Raw genomic sequence first — 17,288 nt, forward strand, 5'->3', positions numbered from 1 at the left:
TGGCTGGGCGCGGCGGCTGCTGGTACGCGCCGCGTGGCTGGGCCTCCGGGTGTGCCGGGCGGTACGCGCCCTGCTGGGGAGCTGCGGCCGGGCGCGGTGCGTAGCCCCCGCGGCTATCGTGTGGTCGCTGCGTACCAGCCGGTGGGGCCTGCCGGTAGCGCGGCGGCTCCGGTCGCTGCGTCCTCTCGCGCTGTGGGGCCCTCTCTGGGCGCTGGAGCCGCTCGGCGCGCTGATTCTTTTCTGCGTGCTGGGGCCTTTCGTGGCGACCGTGTTCGGATCCCGGTGCCGGGGAACGGCGCTGGCCGGCGGCGTCCGGAATATTCGAGCGGACGTAACGCGGTGGCGCGGGCTTTTGACCTGGTCCGGGAGTGCTGGACGTCGCGTTCGACGCGGGACCAGGTGCGGGGCGACGACGCACCGGGCGGCCGAAACGGTCGGTCAGGATCCTGCCATCCCGGTCGCGGGCGTATTCATCGCGTGAGTTCATGGGGACATCTTAGCGGGAGCGGTGCCACGCGGTCACGCGCACCGCCAGCAACACTGGTAACTACAGTCCCAGCCATTCCAGGTTGAGGTGACCGCGGGCGATGGCATTGCCCGCGAAAGCCGCCGTGTCGAGGAGCCCGTGGGCGACAACCAGCGGCCAGATCCGGCCAGATCCGGGCAGTGCGGCGAGTTACGCCGCAGTCTCCGACACCAGCTGCGCGAAGCGCTGCACGTAGCCTGCCACGAAATCACGGGTGGCTTCGTTATTGAAGCTTCCGTCTTCGTTGAGCAGGGTGGGGGACTGGCCAAGGAAGACTTCCGGTTGCCCCGGGGTCGGCATGTCGAAATAGGAGAGCGCGAGGCGTAGGTTCTTCTGAGAGCTATAGCCACCCATGCGTCCCACGGAGTGGCTGATGATGCCGGCAGGCTTGTTTTTCCATGCGACGTCCTCGTTTGGCTTGGAGCCGATGTCTACCGCATTCTTCAGGCAGGCGGGGATGGTGCGGTTGTTTTCCGGGGTGACGAAGAGGATGCCGTCGGAGTTCTTGATGGTCTCGCGGAAGTCGCGGTATGTATCGGGGATGGGCAGGTCGGTGACGGCGGGGTCGTCGTAGTCGAAGTTATAGAGTGGCAGGTGGCCGATTTCTACGATCTTGACGTCCCAGCTTTTGGGGAAGAAGGTGATGGCTTGCTTCGCGATTTTTCGAGCGAAGGAGCCTGCGCGCAAGCTCCCGACCAGGACACTGACGGTGTGCTGAGAGGACATTTGTGTCTCCCTTTCTGTTCGTGGGGTGTTCTTCTTTTTCTTGGGGGGCGTCGGGGGCGGGGCGCGTTCTCCGCTTGGGTGGCGGATGCCGCGCCTAGAACTGCCAGTCGGCATCCTCGGTCTCCTCGGCGATACCGATGATGTAGGAGGATCCGGAACCGGAGAAGAAATCGTGATTCTCATCCGCGCCCGGGGTTAGCGCCGAGAGGATTTCAGGGCTGACGTTCGTTTCCGAGCCGGGATAGATTGGGGTGTAGCCCAGGTTCATCAGAGCTTTATTCGCGTTGTATTTCACGAAGCGTTCTACATCCGCCATGAGGCCGAAGGGTTCGTAGAGCTCCGTGGAGTACTCCAACTCCAGCTGGTAGAGCTCCTCAAGGAGCTCGTGCGTGAAATCGGAGAGTTCCGCCGCCCGCTCCGGGTGGCGTTCGATGCCGCGCTGGAATTTATAGCCGGAGTAGTAGCCGTGGACGGCCTTGTCTCGCAGGATGAGGCGGATCATATCCGCGGTATTGCTCAGCACCCCGCGGGTGGAGAAGTGCAGCGGCAGGTAAAAGCCGGCGTAGAGCAGCACGGAGGACAGCAGCGTGGCCGAGACTTTCCGCTTCAGCGGATCCTCGCCGAAGTAGTGCACCAGCACCTTGCGGCAGCGGGTCTGCAGAACCTCGTTCTTGACCGCCCAGTCGTAGGCGTCGTTAATTGCGGGCGTGCTGGACAGGGTGGAGAAAACGCTGGAGTAGGAGCGGGCGTGGACTGCCTGCATGAAGGCGATATTGGTGTAGACGGCCTCCTCGTGTTCGGTGAGGGCATCCTGAATCTGGCTGATTTCGCCGACCGTGGCCTGCATGGTGTCCAGTAGGGTCAATCCGGTGAAGACCCGCATAGTGAGGGTTCGTTCCAGGTCAGAGAGTCTGTTCCAATCCGGCAGATCATTGGAGAGGGGTACCTTTTCAGGCAGCCAAAAGTTCGCGGTGAGTCGGAGCCAGACTTCGAGGTCTTTTTCGTCCTGCACTCGGTTCCAGTTGATGGGGCGGATAGGGGTGTGCAGGTCGGTTTTACTCTTGGGCGGGGTGATTGAGCTTTCTAGGGTTTTCTTCATTGAACTCCTTGTAGCTGGTCGGGGTGGGTTTAATCGTTTCTGTCGTTTCTGGGGGGTTGCATGTATTAGGCGTTTTCTTTGCCCTGCTGTGCCCAGAAGGCGTCCAGTCCATTGCGAACCTTCTCGACGTCCTCGTCGGTGCCGAGGAGCTCGAAACGGTAGAGCTCCGGTACTCCGCATTTGCGGGAAATTACAGGACCAGCGATGCAGTAATGCTCCCCAAAGTTGGTATTCCCACTGGTGATTACTCCCCTGATTAGGGCACGGTTTTCTGGGATGTTGAGGAACTGGATCACCTGCTTGGGTACGGCCCCATTGAGCGCTCCGCCGCCATAGGAAGGCAGCAGAAGAACGTAGGGGGCGTTGACTCGGATCATGCCTTCGAGCCTGGGTCTCAAGGGGATGCGCAGTGCGGGGCGTTCCAGGCGTTGAATGAAGCGGTGGGTGTTTTCGGAAGCGCTGGAAAAGTACAGAAGATCTGGGGTTTCTTCTTCTGCTCCAGGTGTGGACGTCGAAGTCATGGCACCATAATACATGCCGACGTAACAAATAGATACCACGCGACCAAGTTGTAACTACGGTGTGTCGAACTTATGCTTGTGGCGTGGAGATACCCCGTCGAAGGGGAGCACTTCGTTCAATCCTCACCCGGGGATTGCGGCACTCTGGAGTGGGGTTTCTACCGCATTTTCAGTGCCAGCACCGCCGAAAAAGAAGGTGAAACTAATGAGAGAACATCCATCTGTACAACGCCACGGTTCCTGGATTGAGAGCATCGCCGTCACAGAACTTCTTCACGACGGCAATCACGCTGAGGCCAAGGAGTTGATTGATAGCTCTGCCTCTCCCGATGAGGTGGTGGGAGATGTTCTGCATTTGTTCTCTCTCTTTTTAAGGCTGCAGAGTGGGGCTCACCCCGAGGAAGTTTCCAGCTTCTTCGAGGCCAGCATGGCTGTTGGTCCGCCACCGATCTTCGGTACCCGCCCCCGCCTGACCTAAGATCCCCGCGCGGTAGTTAGTTCCTGGTTGGGCGCAACACCCAAATTGCCCCCAGAGCGTCTTCGCCGAGGGGAAAGCTTTTTTTACCCGTCACCTGGACCAACACTGAGCCGCTAAAGGGGGCGCCCTGATCCCAGCTGACCTGCATTCCCACCCCCAGGTCCTGGGACTCAAAGAACCGCAGCAGTTCCGAGTTATCGTCGGCAATCCGCACCACCTGGCCCAGCTCGCCCGGAGCTAAGGCGGTCAACGGGGTGGCGTCCGGCATCGCGACCTGACCATCGGCGGAAGGAATCGGATCCCCGTGCGGATCGGTAGCTGGATTGCCCAGCACGTCAGCGAGGCGTTCCACCAGGAAATCGGAGACCGCGTGCTCGAGGTTCTCCGCCTCCGCGTGGACCTGATCCCAGCGGTAACCGAGCGTGTTGAACAGGAAGGTTTCCAGCAGGCGGTGGCGTCGCACCATTGTGAGAGCGACCCGGCGCCCCACGTCGGTGAGGGTAACCTCCCCGTAGGGGGCATGATCCACGAATCCCTGCTCGCGGAGCTTCTTGATTGCATCCGAGGCCGTGGACAGGCGCACCCCGACTTGGGAGGACAGGGCTTTGGCGGTCACGGGGTTCGCACTCCACTCCCGGAGATTCCAAATAGCTTTCAGATAGTCCTGGCTGCTCGTGGAGAGTGAGGCGATGATGGAGGCAAGTGCCTCCGGGTTTAGCGACTGGTTCTGAGTGAAGGGGTCAGCCTGATCAGGAAGGGGATTTTCGGCCTTCTGGCCTGCAGTATTCTCCGGGCGCATGGCCCTTAAGCCTAGCAGCCCGGTTCCCACCTAGCCGACGCCCACGAGGCCACCGCCGCCCAGGGCATAGCCCGCGAAAGCCACCGTGTCGATGAGCCCATGGGCGATGACGAGAGGCCAGACCCGGCCGGTGCGGCGGAAATACTCGATGAAGACCAGCCCCATCACCGCATTACCCAGGCCCGCGGATACGCCCTGATAGAGGTGGTAGCTGGCCCGCAGCAGGGCCGAGGCCGCGAAGATCGCGGGCCAGCGCACGTTCAGCTGCCGCAGCCGGGTTGCCAGCCAGGCGACGACGATCAGCTCCTCGGCCACCCCATTGGCCCAGGCGTTGAGCAGCAGGGAGGGCAGCGTCCACCAGTGCTCACCCAACCCGGAGGGCACCACGACCTTTGAGGCGCCCAGGTGCACCGCCAGCGCATAGAACGCCAGGCCCGGCAGTCCGATGAGTGCGGCCAGCCCCGCCCCGTGGGGCCAGTCCTTGGCTCGGGGCCGCAGGTGCAGGGTCGGTTGGGATGGGTCCGGCTGGGTCCGCGCCGGCTGACGCGGGGCCGACTGGGGCGGCAGATGCCGCAGCAGCAGGAAGGCTGCTAGCCCGCCCCACGCCAGGAGTACGCCGGAGGTGATCAGCTGAAAAGCCGGATCCAGCCACGCAAGGTGGGACTGGGGCTGGTTGAGCAAAGCCTCCTGCTCATTGAGCGGGGTGGGATCCGTGAGGGCCTCGACCAGCCGTAGCGTCGCGCGCAGACCGGAGGCGCCGAAGGTGACCGCCAGCAGGAGGGCGAGCTCGACGCGCAGGGCGCGCCGGTCGCGGGGGAGGAGCTCGGCACTCATGGCTGCCGTTGCTCGCAGGGCTCGTGGCTGTGCTCCGCTGTGCAGTCGCACCCAGCGCTGTGGTTGCCCGCGCCGGGGCGGGGCTCGTAGTTCAGGGAACCCAGGTCACCGGGCTCGGCCAGCGAGAGCCCCTCCACCGGCAGCACCGCCGCGGCGGCCTGCACCTGCTCGCCCAAAGCCAAAAGGTCTGACGCGCTCACCCGGTCGCCCACCGCGCCGAGTTGCAGCGCGATCGGCCACCGGCCCGGCACTCGAGACGGGTCAACCAGCGGTACCGTCACCGAGGCCCAACCGCAGAGATTCCACAGTGTGCCCCACGGCGTCCAGGCCGTCTGCGCCCAGAAGTTCAGTCGCGGGCTCAGCCGCGAGAACGCGCCCGGTGCCGGGGGAGCGCACGCCAGCATCGGGGTGGCGACGACATCCAAGCCCGCTGCCGACCAACGGTGAAGCGCTGTCTGACGCATCCGGTGGATGCTGCGCTCCATTTCCACACGGCGCCAGCGGGGCACACCCGCGCCCTGCCGCTTGAGCCAGCTCGTGAGCTCCGAGAGCGGCTCCGGCAGCTCCGCGCAGCGGGTGGAGAGGACGGTCGCGAAAAGCTCGAAATTCGCCGGGTCATAGGGCTGCGGTGCCTGGTGGACCTCCGCCACCGATTCCCCGTTGGTTAACAACGCGGTGGCCCCTGCGGTGGCCGCGGCGATCACGGGATCCACCCGGGAGTGGTGGTGGAAAGGCTGATTCGTATAGCCCACCCGTAGGCCCCACGGCTGGGTGCGGGGCAGCTGATAGGCCTTGCGCGTGTTCGCGAAGGAGTCCGCAAGGTAGCCGTGGGCGGAAGGATTGAATCCACCCACTGAGGTATCGTGCGCCGGCTTGAGCCCCACCAGCCCACAGCAGGCCGCTGGCACCCGGATGGAGCCACCCCCGTCCGTCGCGTGCGCGATCCGCGCCACCCCGTGGCCCACCGCCGCCGCAGCCCCGCCCGAGGAGCCACCAGTCATCATCGACGGGCTAATTGGGTTGACCGGGGCCTCCTGCCCGACGGGCTCGGTATAGGCGCTGGTGCCGTACTCCGCGCTCGCGCTCGCCCCAACCAGACGTGCGCCCGTCGCGAGCAGGTTCTCCACCGCGGTATCGCTGTGCGCGGCGCGGAAGCCCTGACGCGCATTGCCCATCGTCACCCACTCGCCCGCGACCTGCTGGGTGTCCTTCACCAGCAGCTCCTCCCCGTTGAGGTGGGAGGCGCTACGCGCTTCATCGACGTGCGGGCGGTCGTAGACCCGCGCCACCCCCAGCTGCGCGGGCGAAAGTCCGGTCTGCTGGCTCACTGCCGCGAGCCGCTGGGCGAAAGTATCGGGGGTGGGGCTGAGCTGTGTCACACCGGCTAGGTTACCCGCCGGCCCCGCCCACCCCCGTGATGTAGCCCACTAGTATCGGAGGCCATGAGCAACACTCCCACCATCGCTTTCCTCGGCCCGCGGGGCACCTTCACCGAGCAGGCCGCGCTCGAGTTCCTGCGCGCAGGCCAGGTGCCCGGCGTGCCCGCCAGCTCGGTCGGCACCGACCCCGAGAGCGCCGCCACACTGGAGCCCCGCACCAGCCCGGCCGATGCGCTCGGTGAGCTCCGTGAAGGCCGGGCCGACTACGCCGTCATCGCGCTGGAGAGCTCCGTGGATGGCCCCGTCGCCCAGGCCGAGGACGCGCTGGTCACCGGCGACCGCGTGCAGATCCTCGCCGAGCTGCTGGTTCCGATCCGCTTCGCGATCGGAGTGCGCGCCGGGGAGGCTGAGCGCTTCCGCAGTGCCGCCAGCGCCGAGGAGGGCGCGGCGACCCCCGTGTTCAGCACCCACCCCGTCGCCGAGGCACAGGTACGTGGCTGGGTGGCCGAGAACCTGCCCGAGGTGCAGTTCAGCCCAGCGCCCTCCAACGCCGCCGCGGCACAGGCCGTCGCCGAGGGGCGTGCCGATATCTGCGCGGCCCCGCTGCGCGCCCTCGAAATCTATGGGTTGGAAGCGATCGCCACGGACGTCGCCGACGTCGCCGAGGCCTTTACCCGCTTCGCCCTGGTCTCCCGCCCCGTCCCGCCCGCACCGCGGACCGGCCACGACCGCACCGGAGTGGCCTTCACCGCCCAGCACGACCGCCCCGGCAGCCTGATCTACGCCCTGCAGCAACTCTCCCTGCGCGGGGTGAACCTCACCCGAATCAGCTCCCGGCCCACCCGCGAGCTGCTGGGCACCTACGTATTCCACATCGAGATGATCGGCCATATCGAGGACTCCGCCGTCGCCGCTGCCCTGCAGGGACTGCAGCGGGAGAGCTCCTGGATCCGCTACCTCGGCTCCTGGCCACTGGCCACCGCCCCGCGCGGCGTGGACGAGGAACACCTGGTGAAGATTCTGGGCAATGTCGCTGCCGAAACCCCGGATGACGGCCCCTCCGAACGGTGGCTGGCCGATATGATGAACCCCGCAGAAGACCACCGGGCTTGAGAGAGGGAAGCGAGAACATGACCCGCTTGTTTCTGGTCCGCCACGGCCAGACCACGTCCAATGAAATCCACGCGCTAGATACCGCCCTGCCAGGCGCAAGCCTCACCGCGCTCGGCCGGGAGCAGGCCGGCGCCGCGGGCCGCTACCTGCGCAACGCCAGCGACCGCGTGCACGTCCTTTCCTCCCAGGCAGCACGTGCCCAACAGACCGCAGCAGGCCTGGCTACGGCCTTCGCCGCCGAGGGTGGGGCCATCGCCGCGGCCGCGCCGGGCAGCAGCTTCGCCGATGGCTTCCAGCGCTTCCGGGGCCGCGAACTCGCCGGACTGGCCGACACCGCTGCCGTCGAGCTGGCGGGCGAGCACGCAGGCTCCCTGGCCTCCGTCTATGGCGTTTCCGAGATTCCGGCCGGGGACATGGAGATGAAGAATGACGAGGACTCGCACGAGCTTTACCACCGACTGCTGGGGGACTGGCTGCATGGTCGGATCGACAAGATCGTCCCCGGTGGCTCTTCCGGCGCCCAGGTTCTGAGCAGCTACCTGCCGCAGGCGCTCGCCGTGGTCGCGGCGGCACAGGCCGAAGGCGCGGACGCCGTGCTGGTCAGCCACGGCGCCGTGATCCGCCTCGTCGCGACCTGGCTGGGTGCGGTCGACCCGGAGTTCGCTTATCGCGCATACCTGCCGAACGGGCAGGTGGTCTCCATCGCCCTGCCAGAGGACTTCGGCGAGCTGCTGGACCAGGTCGCGGACTTCGCGGGCGAGCAGCTCCGGGATGGGGTGCGTGGCCGTTTCCGCGTCACCGAGTGGGGCCCGTTCGGCGCCCCGGAGCTGGCCTAAACCCAGCTAAACCGGCTTTAGCCCAGCTACCCCTGGGCTAAACCCGCTAGCCCCAGCCGAGCTCGTGGAGCCGGTCGTCGTCGATGCCGAAGTGGTGGCCGAGCTCGTGGATGACGGTGATAGCGACCTGCTCAACGAGCTCCTCACGGGTGTCGACGACGTCCTGCAGCGCCATCCGGTAGATCGTGATCTTATCCGGCAGCGCGCTGGTGTATTCGCTGGTCCGCTCGGTGAGCGCGACCCCCTCGTAAAGCCCCAGGATGCTGGGGGAATCGAGGTTATAGTCCTCGGTGACAATCGCGACGTTATCGACGTTGTCCAGTAGTTCCCGTGGAATTCGACGCAGCCCCTGGTCGACGAGTTCCTCGAACTCCTCTTCGCTGACCTCGATGCTCAATGCTCAATCACTTCCGCTCGTGGCGCCCGCTTAAGGAGTCGGGTTGCCCTCGGAGTTAGCGCCCTCCGGGGCCGGGGAGTCGCCGCGCTTCGGCAGTCGCTTCGGCGGGGTCTTCGGCGGCTTGCCGTTGACGGTGAACTGCTGCCGGGCATCGCCCTTCAGGGTGCCGAAACCGTCGCCCTCCGTCGCGATCAGCGCGCAGTTCGCCTGGCGGGAGCCGGTGGCCCAGGACTCCTCCGGCTGGGTGGTCCAGAACGGGGTCAGGGTGGACTGGTAGAGATTCTCCTCGCCACCCATGTAGTTCTCCGCCTGCTCGGTACAGATCTTGTTCAGAGCGTCGTTTTGGCGCTTGATATCGGGCCATTCATCGCCCTTGAAGATCTTGCCCAGATCAACCTGGTGCGTGACTTGCCAGGTGTGGTCCTCGGTGCACGGCACCACGCGGGTAGAGCGGCCCTGCACTTGTACGCAGGTATCCGGTTCGTAGACGCGCGACTGGTCCTGCTCGGCGGCCAGGCCGGTGGTTTCGACGGACTTACCCTCGGCGTCCTGCACCATCACGCCGCACAGCATGGTGCGGTCGCCCTCTGCCCAGGAGGACTCCGGCGGCAGGATCGGGGAGATGGCGTAGCGCCCGTTCGGGTCCAGCTTGCCCTCCAGGTAGCGCATGGTGGGGCCGACGCAGAGCTCCTGGCTGAGCTCGGCCTGGCGCTTGACGTCCGGTAGGTCGCCCTTCGCGCCGAACTCGCTGGAGGGGTAGGCACGCAGGTCCTCGCGGGCGGAGACTTCGAAGCGATGTGGCTTCTTGCAGTCCACGGTGAGGAAGTCGGTGTTTTGTCCGCTCGGGGTGCGGGTCCAGTTGACGCACTGGCCGGTGTCCGCGTTCGTGAACGCGGCGGCGCGAACCTCGGGGGCCTCGGCCTCGTTGGTTGGTTGCGCGATGGTCGGTCCGGCGTTGCTATCGGCGACGTAAGTGTAGGCGCCGGTGGCGACGCCACCGCACAGTGCTGCCAGGGTCATGACTGTCACGCTGCGCATCCGGCGAGTCCAGGTGGCGTGACTAATACTCATGTTTCACTTTCTTCGGCGACGGCGGTGCGGGAGGAAACTTTATCCCACCACTATAGCTAAGCTAGAAGCCATGATTGATCTCAAGCTCCTGCGCGAAAATCCAGATCTCGTTCGTGAATCCCAGCGTACCCGTGGGGAGGACCCAGCACTGGTTGACCAGCTGTTGGAGGCCGACCGCCAGCGCCGCGAGGCGATTTCCGCGGCCGATCAGGCCCGCGCAGAGCAGAAGGCTTTCTCCAAGGCGATGGGCCAGAAGATGGCCGCCGCCTCCGATGAGGAGAAGACCCAGCTGCGCGAGGAGGGCAAGCAGAAGGCTCAGGCTGTTAAGGATCTGGAGGCCACCCAGAGCGCTGCGGAGCAGGCGCTGCACGATCTGCAGATGCAGATTTCCAACGTCGTTGAGGGCGCGCCCGCTGGTGGCGAGGAGGACTTCGTGGTCCTCGAGCACGTTGGTGAGCCCACCACCTTCGACTTCGAGCCGAAGGATCACCTGGAGCTCGGCGAATCCCTCGGCTTGATCGATATGAAGCGCGGCACGAAGGTCTCCGGTTCCCGCTTCTACTTCCTCACCGGTGACGGTGCGCTGCTGCAGCTCGGCATGATGCAGCTGGCCGCCCGCAAGGCCACCGAGAAGGGCTTCCAGCTGATGATCCCGCCGGTGCTCGTGCGCCCCGAGGTCATGGGCGGCACTGGCTTCCTCGGTGCCCACGCGGATGAGGTCTACCGCCTGGAGGAGGACGACCTGTACCTCGTCGGTACCTCCGAGGTCGCCCTGGCCGGCTACCACTCCGATGAGATCATCGACCTGGACGAGCCGAAGCGCTACGCCGGCTGGTCCTCCTGCTTCCGTCGTGAGGCCGGCTCCTATGGCAAGGACACCCGCGGCATCATCCGCGTGCACCAGTTCGACAAGCTCGAGATGTTCGTTTACTGCCGCCCGGAGCAGGCCACCGAGATCCACCAGGAACTGCTGCAGCTGGAGAAGGACATGCTCGCGGCGATCGACGTCCCGTACCGCGTGATCGACACCGCTGGCGGCGACCTGGGCTCCTCGGCAGCCCGCAAGTTCGACACCGAGGCCTGGGTCCCGACGCAGAACACCTACCGCGAGCTGACCTCCACCTCGAACTGCACGACCTTCCAGGCCCGCCGCCTGCAGACCCGTTACCGGGACGCCGACGGCAAGACGCAGGTCGCCGCAACCCTGAACGGCACCCTGGCGACCACCCGCTGGCTCGTCGCCATCCTGGAGAACCACCAGCAGGCCGATGGCTCCGTCGTCGTCCCGGAGGCACTGCGTCCGTTCGTGGGCAAGGACGTCCTGACCCCGAAGAGCTAGGCCACCAGGCCCTGACCCTGTACTTCAAGGGTCCTGTAGCGACAGGGCTCTGAACCACGGCGCCCACCACTTGAGCCCCACCACTTCAGCCCCGTCCTCGTGCGGCGGGGCTCCTACACAGCAGAGGATCACGACCATGGTTAAGCCCCCGGCATTCCTATCCCGCGTGGGATCCATCTTCTCCATTGATCGGTGGACCGACTCGGCCTTCATTCTGACCAGCAAGGGGGTGGAGACGCCGAAGCACCCGGAATCCCAGGAGCTCGTGTACGGCCGGATCATCATTCGGGCGGCGAAGCTGCTGATGCGCTACATCCAGCGCGCTGAGGTGGTGGTCATGCACCACGAGCGGATCCCGGCCGAGGGCGGGGCCCTGCTTGCGGTGAACCACACGGGCTACTGGGACTTTGTCTATGGCGGTATCCCCGCGCACTTCCGCGGTGGGCGCCTCGTGCGCTTCATGGCGAAGAAGGAGATCTGGGATAACAAGTTCGCCAAGGCACCGATGGAGGCATGCCGCCACATTCCGGTGGACCGTGCGGATGGCCAGGCCTCCGTCAATGAGTCCATCGAGCGGCTGAAGGCCGGCGAACTGGTGGGGATCTTCCCAGAGGCGACGATCTCCCGTTCCTTCGAGGTCAAGGAACTGCGCCAGGGGGCGGCGATCATTGCCCGCGACTCCGGCGCTCCGCTGATCCCGATCGCGATCTGGGGTTCCCAGCGAATCTGGACCAAGGGCAGCAAGAATAACCTCCGGCCCAAGGACGCGAAGCTGGTCATCAGCGTCGGCGAGCCCATCGAGGTCACCGAGGATTCCATCGAGACCACGGAGCGCCTCCACGAAGCTATGAAGGCTCAGCTGGACGAGGCTCAGCAGGAGTACGTGCGCCGCTACGGCCCCATGCCGAAGGGCGAGTCCTGGGTCCCGGCCCGTTTCGGCGGCACCGCCCCAACCCTGGAGGAGGCCACCGCCAAGGACCGTGCAGACCAGGCGGAACGCAAGCGCAAGCGCGAACAGCAGGCCCAGCAGGACCGGAAGAATTAATGAACCAGCCGCGGCTGATCGTCAGCGACATCGACGGCACCCTGCTCAATAGCAAGGAGCGCGTCTCCCCACGATTGCGAGACGCCGTCCGCCGGCTCACCGCCAGCGGGACGATCTTCACCCTGGCCTCCGGCCGACCCGCCCGCTGGATGCTGCCGGTGCTCGAGCAGCTGCCGATCCGCCCGCTGTGCATCTGCGCCAACGGTGCAGTGACCTACGATTCCGCCCGCGACGAGATCGTCCGCGCGAAAACCCTCTCGCCCGAGGACATGCGCAGCATCGTCGAGACTTCCCTGGAGCACACCCGGCACCTGCCGACCCACCTGCCGGAATACCTCTTCGGCCGCCAAGCCGGCCCACGGGTCCCGGCCGGCCCCGGCGTGGGCTTCGGCGTGGAGCGCGCGGGTGCCAGCGCCTTCGACCGCGCCGAGGAGCTTTACGTGGTGGAGCCAGACTTCACCCACGCCTGGGAGTCCGAGGAGCACCTCATCTGCCCCGTGGAGGAGGTCATCTCCCAGCCCGCGGTGAAGCTGCTGGGCCGCAACCCGAATGTCACCTCCCGCCAGATCTACGACGCCCTCGTCGACCACATCGACCCCGCGCTGAGCCACATGTCCTACAGCTGGGGCGGTGGCCTGGTGGAGTTCTCCGCGCCGGGCGTGACCAAGCGCAGCGCCATCGAGGACCTGATAGCGCACCTCAACGAACAGGCGGCACCTGGAACGGAGCCGATCCGCCGGGAGGACGTCGTCGTCTTCGGGGACATGCCCAATGACCTGGAGATGATCGAGTGGGCCGGGCTCGGGGTCGCGATGGGCAACGCGGAGGACCAGGTCAAGGTGGCTGCGGACGTGGTCACCACCAGCAATGACGACGACGGGGTCGCCGAGGTCCTGCAGCGCTGGCTCTAGGCTTCGGGCGTCCTTTTCTCGCCGCTACTGCCGTGTCCCACCCGCCGCCACGGCGTGAAAAGATGCGCGTGGTTATGGTGGGAGATATGACTGTCTTGGGTGCGCTGAAGAATATTGCCGTGGAGACCGTCGGGAAAACTACCGATGCGTTACGTATCGGCAACGGCCTCGATGCGCGCGAACTGCAACCGGTTGGCTGGTTCGCGCACGGGCAAGCAGTGGAGAAACTGCGAGCCAGCTACGAGGCCATCCCGCCGGGGGAGAACGTGCGCCTGGCGAAGAAGACCTCCAACCTCTTCCGTGGCCGCAACCAGTCGACCACACCGGGCCTCGACGTCTCCGGCCTGGGTGGGGTGATCGCCGTCGACCCGGTGGCAGGAACCGCGGACGTGCAAGGGATGTGCACCTACGAGGATCTCGTGGATACCGTCCTGCCCTATGGCTACAGCCCGACCGTCGTCCCGCAGCTGAAGACGATCACGCTGGGCGGGGCCGTCACTGGCCTGGGCGTGGAGTCCGCGTGCTTCCGCAATGGGCTGCCGCACGAGGCCCTCATCGAGATGGACGTCCTCACCGGCACCGGCGAGGTGGTGACCTGCTCGCCGACGAAGAACGTCGATCTATTCCGGGGTTTCCCGAATTCCTACGGCTCCCTCGGGTACGCGGTGCGCTTGAAGATCGAGCTGGAGAAGGTCAAGGACTACGTGGAGCTGCGCCACGTCCGCTTCCACGACGTCCACGCGCTCACCGAGACGATGGAGCAGATCATCGAGACCGGCGAGTACGACGGCGAGGCGGTGGACTACCTCGACGGCGCCGTGTTCAGCCTGGAGGAGTGCTACCTCATGCTCGGCCGACAGACCGACGAGATCGGCCCCACCAGCGATTACACCCGCGACCGGATCTACTACCGCTCGATTCAGCACCCCGAAGGCGTACTCCGCGACCGGCTGAGCATTCGCGACTACCTGTGGCGCTGGGACGTGGACTGGTTCTGGGCTAGCCGCGCCTTCGGTACCCAGAACCCGACGATCCGCCGCATGTGGCCCCGCGACCTGCTGCGCTCCAGCTTCTACTGGAAGATCATCGGCTGGGACCGCAAATACGACCTCGCCGACCGCATCGAGGCCGCCAACAATCGGCCCGCCCGCGAGCGCGTGGTCCAGGACATCGAGGTCACCCCGGAGCACCTGCCCGAGTTCCTCGAGTGGTTCTTCCATTCCTGCGAGATCGAGCCCGTGTGGCTCTGCCCAATCCGCATTCGGGGCACCGGAGCTGACGGCAACGAGCTGGTCGGTGAGGGCGAGACCCTGGGTGCAGACAAGGAGCACCCGTGGCCGCTCTACCCGCTGACGGTGGGGCAGACCTGGGTCAACGTCGGCTTCTGGTCCTCCGTCCCCGTCGACCTGCTGGGCAAGGACGCCCCCGCCGGCGCATTCAACAAGCTCGTCGAGGAGAAGGTCAGCGCCCTTGGCGGGCACAAGTCCCTCTACTCCGAGGCCTTCTACGACCGGGAGACCTTTGAGCAGCTCTACGGCGGCAGCTTCCCGGCCCAGCTCAAGGAAGTCTACGACCCGCAGGGGCGCTTCCCCGGGCTGTACGAAAAGACCGTGGACTGGGCCTAGCAGGGCGCCTGACATAGCGCTCGGCCAGGGCAAATGCGGGCGCGTTGACGTCAAAAATTAAAGGGACAACAGAAAAACAGCGAAGAAGAAAAGGCAAGAAAACATGAATTCGGGTTTCACTCCAATGACGGTGGCGGAGATCGTGGAGGCGATCACCGCGCCACCGCTGCCTTTCCACGTCACCGGCTTCGACGGCTCCGAGACCGGGCCGGCCGATGCGCGGCTCCGGTTGGATATCACCAGCTCCGATGCGCTGGCATATATCGTCACCGCGCCCGGCGATCTGGGGCTCGCGCGGGCCTATATCACCGGCGCACTGCAGGTGAGCGGCGAGAACCCCGGCCACCCTTATGGCATGTTCGACGCCCTGCAGACCTTCTACTACGAGTCCTTCCGCAAGCCATCGGCTGCCACCGGGGCGCGCATCGCCCGGTCCCTGAAGCACCTGAATGCGATCCGGCCAATGCCGATCCCGCCGCAGGAGGACCAGCCGGGGTGGAAGAAGGCCCTGTTCGAGGGGCTCTCCCGGCACTCCCGCCAGCGGGATAAGGAGGTCGTGCAGCGCCACTACGACGTGGGCAATGACCTCTACGAACTCTTCCTCGGCGACTCCATGACCTATACCTGCGCCTACTACCCGGCTGATGAGTCGGATACCCCGGAGGGCTGGGATAAGAGCGTGTGGCCGACGGGCACGGCCGCGAAGGCACCACTCGACCGGGCGCAGGAGAATAAGTACCGCCTGGTCTTCGACAAGCTGCGGCTTTCCGAGGGCGACCGACTGTTGGACGTCGGCTGTGGCTGGGGCGGGATGGTGCGCTACGCCGCCGCCCGTGGGGTGAAGGCCATCGGCGTGACGCTGTCCGAGGAGCAGGTCGCGTGGGGCAATGAGAAGATCCGCGAGCAGGGCCTGGAGGAGTTCGCGGAGATCCGGTTGATGGACTACCGCGACGTCCCCGAGACCGACTTCGACGCCATCTCCGCGATCGGCGTGCTCGAGCACGTGGGGCGTCGCCAGTACGAGGAGTTCTTCCAGCTGATGTACGGTCGGCTGCGCGAGGGGGGTCGGATGCTGAACCACTGCATCACCCGACCCACCAACGAGCGCATCAACGCCGGGAAGTTCATCGGCCGCTATATCTTCCCTGACGGCGAGCTCACCGGTTCCGGCACGATCGTGACCCGCATGCAGGATGTGGGCTTCGACGTGCACCACGAGGAGAACCTGCGCTTCCACTACCAGCGCACCCTGCACGATTGGTGCGAGCTGCTCGCGGAGAACTGGGACGAGGCGGTGGCCGTCGTGGGTGAGGCCACCGCCCGGCTGTTCGGCCTGTACATGGCCGGTTCCGAGTGGGGTTTCGAGCACAATATCGTGCAGCTGCACCAGGTGCTGGCCGTGAAGCCCTACGCGGATGGTTCCACCGGCATGCCGGTTCGCCAGTGGTGGGAAAGCTAACGGGTTTTGCTCGGCTATGCGCCGTCGACCGCCAGCACGTACTCGGCGAAGCCGGGCGCGGTGAACTCGAGGAAGCCGTGTTCAGGAGAAGACACCAACCCCTTGTCGATGAGATTCGCCCGTGGCTGACTGAGGGTTTGGGTGGATACACCTAGTTCGTGTGCGATATCCGATCGGGAGACCCGGCCGCCACCGAGACGCGCCATGGCTCGAAGTACCTCTTGCTCCTTAGGTGTTGCTTTGGCCCACCGGGCTCTGAAGAAACTCTGCCTGATCTCATTGAATTCCAAAAGGCCATTCGAGACGTTTTCTTCGGTGATCTGGTATCCGGCGGAAGGATAGTTGGCGTCGGCCCAGGTTTCATCGCCAATCACTTGCAGGAAATAAGGGTAGCCCTGGACGCTAGATAGAGCGAGGGAAAGTGCGGTCTCTGACCATGTGACCTGCTGTGCCTTGGCAGGCTGCGTCAGCGCATTTTGGGCCGCAGGGCCGTCGAGATTGCTGAGATAGACGTAACGGAAGCGCTCAGCGAAACTCACCGCATCGGTGATGGCATCCTGGGCGTGGCTCAGCCCTGCTGCGATGGTCATTGCTGGCAGATCGGGGTTTTCAGCTTGCATGTGCTGCCAGGCATAGGCGAAAGCGCGCATTCCCTCGGGGTCAGCTGCCTGAATTTCATCGATGAGGATTAGGAGCCCTTTACCCTTCTTCGAAGAGTTGTCCCCGGCGTTAGAGAGCAGCTCCTGGAGCTGGCGACCTAAATTCCTTGAGGTTCCGTCATTGATTTGGGGCGCTTCGATCGAAAAGCCTCCCAGGGTGATCCGAAGGTTTTTTATCAGCCCTCGAAAATAGTCCTTGGCCTCGGTGTGCCACGTTTCAGATAGCTCTTCGAGAGCGAGCATGAGTTCTTGGACGAAGGGGCCGTCACCTGCGGTGACGAAAATGGTATTGATACCGATATTTTCGGCCTCGCGTTGTGCGGCGCGGAGTAAGGAGGTTTTTCCGACGCCACGAGGTCCAACGAAAACGCTCACCCGCCCCACAAGCTCCTGAAACTGCGCAAGAAAAGCGAGTTCCCGTCGCAGGTTTTTCATATGCTTCTCGCGACCGTAGGTCTCTTTGGCCACTGA

At 65.1% G+C, this 17,288-nt stretch carries 17 protein-coding genes and 1 pseudogene; 8 read left to right on the forward strand and 10 right to left on the reverse strand.

Annotated elements, in window-relative coordinates; genetic code table 11:
* From HMPREF3097_RS09575 to nrdI, 4 genes and pseudogenes are all read right to left on the reverse strand, one after another.
* Positions 1-487 (reverse strand): annotated as a pseudogene (locus HMPREF3097_RS09575) (LytR family transcriptional regulator); the annotation flags it as partial.
* Positions 488-676: 189 nt separating this feature from the next.
* Entirely contained in the window at positions 677-1,252 is a 576-nt protein-coding gene (locus HMPREF3097_RS07430) for an NADPH-dependent FMN reductase (protein ID WP_070761743.1), read from the reverse strand.
* Positions 1,253-1,346: 94 nt separating this feature from the next.
* Complete coding sequence (gene nrdF / locus HMPREF3097_RS07435; RefSeq protein ID WP_083317315.1) at positions 1,347-2,351, reverse strand: class 1b ribonucleoside-diphosphate reductase subunit beta; 1,005 nt, start codon at positions 2,349-2,351, stop codon at positions 1,347-1,349.
* Between the two features lie 65 nt (positions 2,352-2,416).
* The gene (gene nrdI / locus HMPREF3097_RS07440) at positions 2,417-2,887 is read right to left on the reverse strand and encodes a class Ib ribonucleoside-diphosphate reductase assembly flavoprotein NrdI (RefSeq protein ID WP_012359395.1); all 471 of its coding nucleotides are present in this window, start codon (positions 2,885-2,887) and stop codon (positions 2,417-2,419) included.
* Positions 2,888-3,077: 190 nt separating this feature from the next.
* Here nrdI and HMPREF3097_RS07445 point away from each other — a divergent pair, with 190 nt between their 5' ends.
* Positions 3,078-3,350 (forward strand): hypothetical protein, encoded by a 273-nt coding sequence (locus tag HMPREF3097_RS07445; RefSeq protein WP_012359396.1) that lies wholly within the window; start codon positions 3,078-3,080, stop codon positions 3,348-3,350.
* 16 nt (positions 3,351-3,366) lie between these two features.
* Here the strand turns inward: HMPREF3097_RS07445 and HMPREF3097_RS07450 are convergent, their stop codons facing one another.
* Genes HMPREF3097_RS07450 through HMPREF3097_RS07460 form a run of 3 tightly spaced genes read right to left on the reverse strand, consistent with a single transcriptional unit; the run spans position 3,367 to position 6,362 of the window.
* Entirely contained in the window at positions 3,367-4,149 is a 783-nt protein-coding gene (locus HMPREF3097_RS07450; protein WP_070758484.1) for a metal-dependent transcriptional regulator, read from the reverse strand.
* 30 nt (positions 4,150-4,179) lie between these two features.
* Positions 4,180-4,983 carry a CPBP family intramembrane glutamic endopeptidase gene (locus HMPREF3097_RS07455; protein ID WP_070761744.1) on the reverse strand — a complete coding sequence of 268 codons (804 nt, stop codon included), beginning with the start codon at positions 4,981-4,983 and terminating at the stop codon, positions 4,180-4,182.
* Positions 4,980-6,362, reverse strand: coding sequence for an amidase family protein (locus tag HMPREF3097_RS07460; protein ID WP_070761769.1), 1,383 nt, complete (start codon positions 6,360-6,362; stop codon positions 4,980-4,982). The genes HMPREF3097_RS07455 and HMPREF3097_RS07460 overlap by 4 nt, the downstream gene beginning before the upstream one ends.
* Positions 6,363-6,425: 63 nt before the next feature.
* On the opposite strand from HMPREF3097_RS07460, the gene pheA reads away from it, so the two are divergent.
* Together pheA and HMPREF3097_RS07470 are read left to right on the forward strand one after the other, a co-directional pair.
* Positions 6,426-7,475: a prephenate dehydratase gene (gene pheA, locus HMPREF3097_RS07465; RefSeq protein WP_246821329.1), complete on the forward strand. Its 1,050-nt coding sequence runs from the start codon at positions 6,426-6,428 to the stop codon at positions 7,473-7,475.
* A gap of 17 nt (positions 7,476-7,492) precedes the next feature.
* Complete coding sequence (locus tag HMPREF3097_RS07470; protein WP_070761745.1) at positions 7,493-8,311, forward strand: histidine phosphatase family protein; 819 nt, start codon at positions 7,493-7,495, stop codon at positions 8,309-8,311.
* A 46-nt stretch (positions 8,312-8,357) separates the two neighbouring features.
* Here HMPREF3097_RS07470 and HMPREF3097_RS07475 read toward each other — a convergent pair whose 3' ends face one another.
* Positions 8,358-8,708 (reverse strand): metallopeptidase family protein, encoded by a 351-nt coding sequence (locus HMPREF3097_RS07475; protein ID WP_012359402.1) that lies wholly within the window; start codon positions 8,706-8,708, stop codon positions 8,358-8,360.
* Positions 8,709-8,738: 30 nt separating this feature from the next.
* Positions 8,739-9,779, reverse strand: coding sequence for a septum formation family protein (locus tag HMPREF3097_RS07480; RefSeq protein WP_070761746.1), 1,041 nt, complete (start codon positions 9,777-9,779; stop codon positions 8,739-8,741).
* Positions 9,780-9,849: 70 nt separating this feature from the next.
* On the opposite strand from HMPREF3097_RS07480, the gene serS reads away from it, so the two are divergent.
* The 5 genes from serS (at position 9,850) to HMPREF3097_RS07505 (ending at position 16,158) form a co-directional block, all read left to right on the forward strand.
* Positions 9,850-11,118 carry a serine--tRNA ligase gene (serS, locus tag HMPREF3097_RS07485; RefSeq protein WP_015381125.1) on the forward strand — a complete coding sequence of 423 codons (1,269 nt, stop codon included), beginning with the start codon at positions 9,850-9,852 and terminating at the stop codon, positions 11,116-11,118.
* A gap of 136 nt (positions 11,119-11,254) precedes the next feature.
* The gene (locus tag HMPREF3097_RS07490; protein ID WP_070761747.1) at positions 11,255-12,163 is read left to right on the forward strand and encodes a lysophospholipid acyltransferase family protein; all 909 of its coding nucleotides are present in this window, start codon (positions 11,255-11,257) and stop codon (positions 12,161-12,163) included.
* Positions 12,163-13,074: an HAD family hydrolase gene (locus HMPREF3097_RS07495; RefSeq protein WP_070761748.1), complete on the forward strand. Its 912-nt coding sequence runs from the start codon at positions 12,163-12,165 to the stop codon at positions 13,072-13,074. The genes HMPREF3097_RS07490 and HMPREF3097_RS07495 overlap by 1 nt, the downstream gene beginning before the upstream one ends.
* Positions 13,075-13,160: 86 nt before the next feature.
* The gene (locus tag HMPREF3097_RS07500; protein WP_371260097.1) at positions 13,161-14,699 is read left to right on the forward strand and encodes an FAD-binding oxidoreductase; all 1,539 of its coding nucleotides are present in this window, start codon (positions 13,161-13,163) and stop codon (positions 14,697-14,699) included.
* 124 nt (positions 14,700-14,823) lie between these two features.
* Positions 14,824-16,158, forward strand: a complete 1,335-nt coding sequence (locus HMPREF3097_RS07505; RefSeq protein WP_070761750.1) for an SAM-dependent methyltransferase — start codon at positions 14,824-14,826, stop codon at positions 16,156-16,158.
* A 14-nt stretch (positions 16,159-16,172) separates the two neighbouring features.
* Here HMPREF3097_RS07505 and HMPREF3097_RS07510 read toward each other — a convergent pair whose 3' ends face one another.
* On the reverse strand, positions 16,173-17,285 hold the full coding sequence (locus tag HMPREF3097_RS07510) for an AAA family ATPase (RefSeq protein WP_168167019.1): 1,113 nt from the start codon (positions 17,283-17,285) through the stop codon (positions 16,173-16,175).
* Between the last annotated feature and the right edge of the window lie 3 nt (positions 17,286-17,288).

The sequence above is a fragment of the Corynebacterium sp. HMSC27B11 genome (genome assembly GCF_001815985.1).
Classification (GTDB): Bacteria; Actinomycetota; Actinomycetes; order Mycobacteriales; family Mycobacteriaceae; genus Corynebacterium.

What these genes read in the sequence shown, in the direction of transcription:
- HMPREF3097_RS07480 (WP_070761746.1), bottom strand. Translation starts at nt 9,779, where the DNA reads ATGAGTATTAGTCACGCCACCTGGACTCGCCGGATGCGCAGCGTGACA.
- HMPREF3097_RS07455 (WP_070761744.1), bottom strand. Translation starts at nt 4,983, where the DNA reads ATGAGTGCCGAGCTCCTCCCCCGCGACCGGCGCGCCCTGCGCGTCGAG.
- HMPREF3097_RS07505 (WP_070761750.1), top strand. Translation starts at nt 14,824, where the DNA reads ATGACGGTGGCGGAGATCGTGGAGGCGATCACCGCGCCACCGCTGCCT.
- HMPREF3097_RS07450 (WP_070758484.1), bottom strand. Translation starts at nt 4,149, where the DNA reads ATGCGCCCGGAGAATACTGCAGGCCAGAAGGCCGAAAATCCCCTTCCT.
- HMPREF3097_RS07490 (WP_070761747.1), top strand. Translation starts at nt 11,255, where the DNA reads ATGGTTAAGCCCCCGGCATTCCTATCCCGCGTGGGATCCATCTTCTCC.
- nrdF (WP_083317315.1), bottom strand. Translation starts at nt 2,351, where the DNA reads ATGAAGAAAACCCTAGAAAGCTCAATCACCCCGCCCAAGAGTAAAACC.
- HMPREF3097_RS07470 (WP_070761745.1), top strand. Translation starts at nt 7,493, where the DNA reads ATGACCCGCTTGTTTCTGGTCCGCCACGGCCAGACCACGTCCAATGAA.
- HMPREF3097_RS07495 (WP_070761748.1), top strand. Translation starts at nt 12,163, where the DNA reads ATGAACCAGCCGCGGCTGATCGTCAGCGACATCGACGGCACCCTGCTC.
- HMPREF3097_RS07445 (WP_012359396.1), top strand. Translation starts at nt 3,078, where the DNA reads ATGAGAGAACATCCATCTGTACAACGCCACGGTTCCTGGATTGAGAGC.
- HMPREF3097_RS07430 (WP_070761743.1), bottom strand. Translation starts at nt 1,252, where the DNA reads ATGTCCTCTCAGCACACCGTCAGTGTCCTGGTCGGGAGCTTGCGCGCA.
- HMPREF3097_RS07500 (WP_371260097.1), top strand. Translation starts at nt 13,161, where the DNA reads ATGACTGTCTTGGGTGCGCTGAAGAATATTGCCGTGGAGACCGTCGGG.
- nrdI (WP_012359395.1), bottom strand. Translation starts at nt 2,887, where the DNA reads ATGTATTATGGTGCCATGACTTCGACGTCCACACCTGGAGCAGAAGAA.
- pheA (WP_246821329.1), top strand. Translation starts at nt 6,426, where the DNA reads ATGAGCAACACTCCCACCATCGCTTTCCTCGGCCCGCGGGGCACCTTC.
- serS (WP_015381125.1), top strand. Translation starts at nt 9,850, where the DNA reads ATGATTGATCTCAAGCTCCTGCGCGAAAATCCAGATCTCGTTCGTGAA.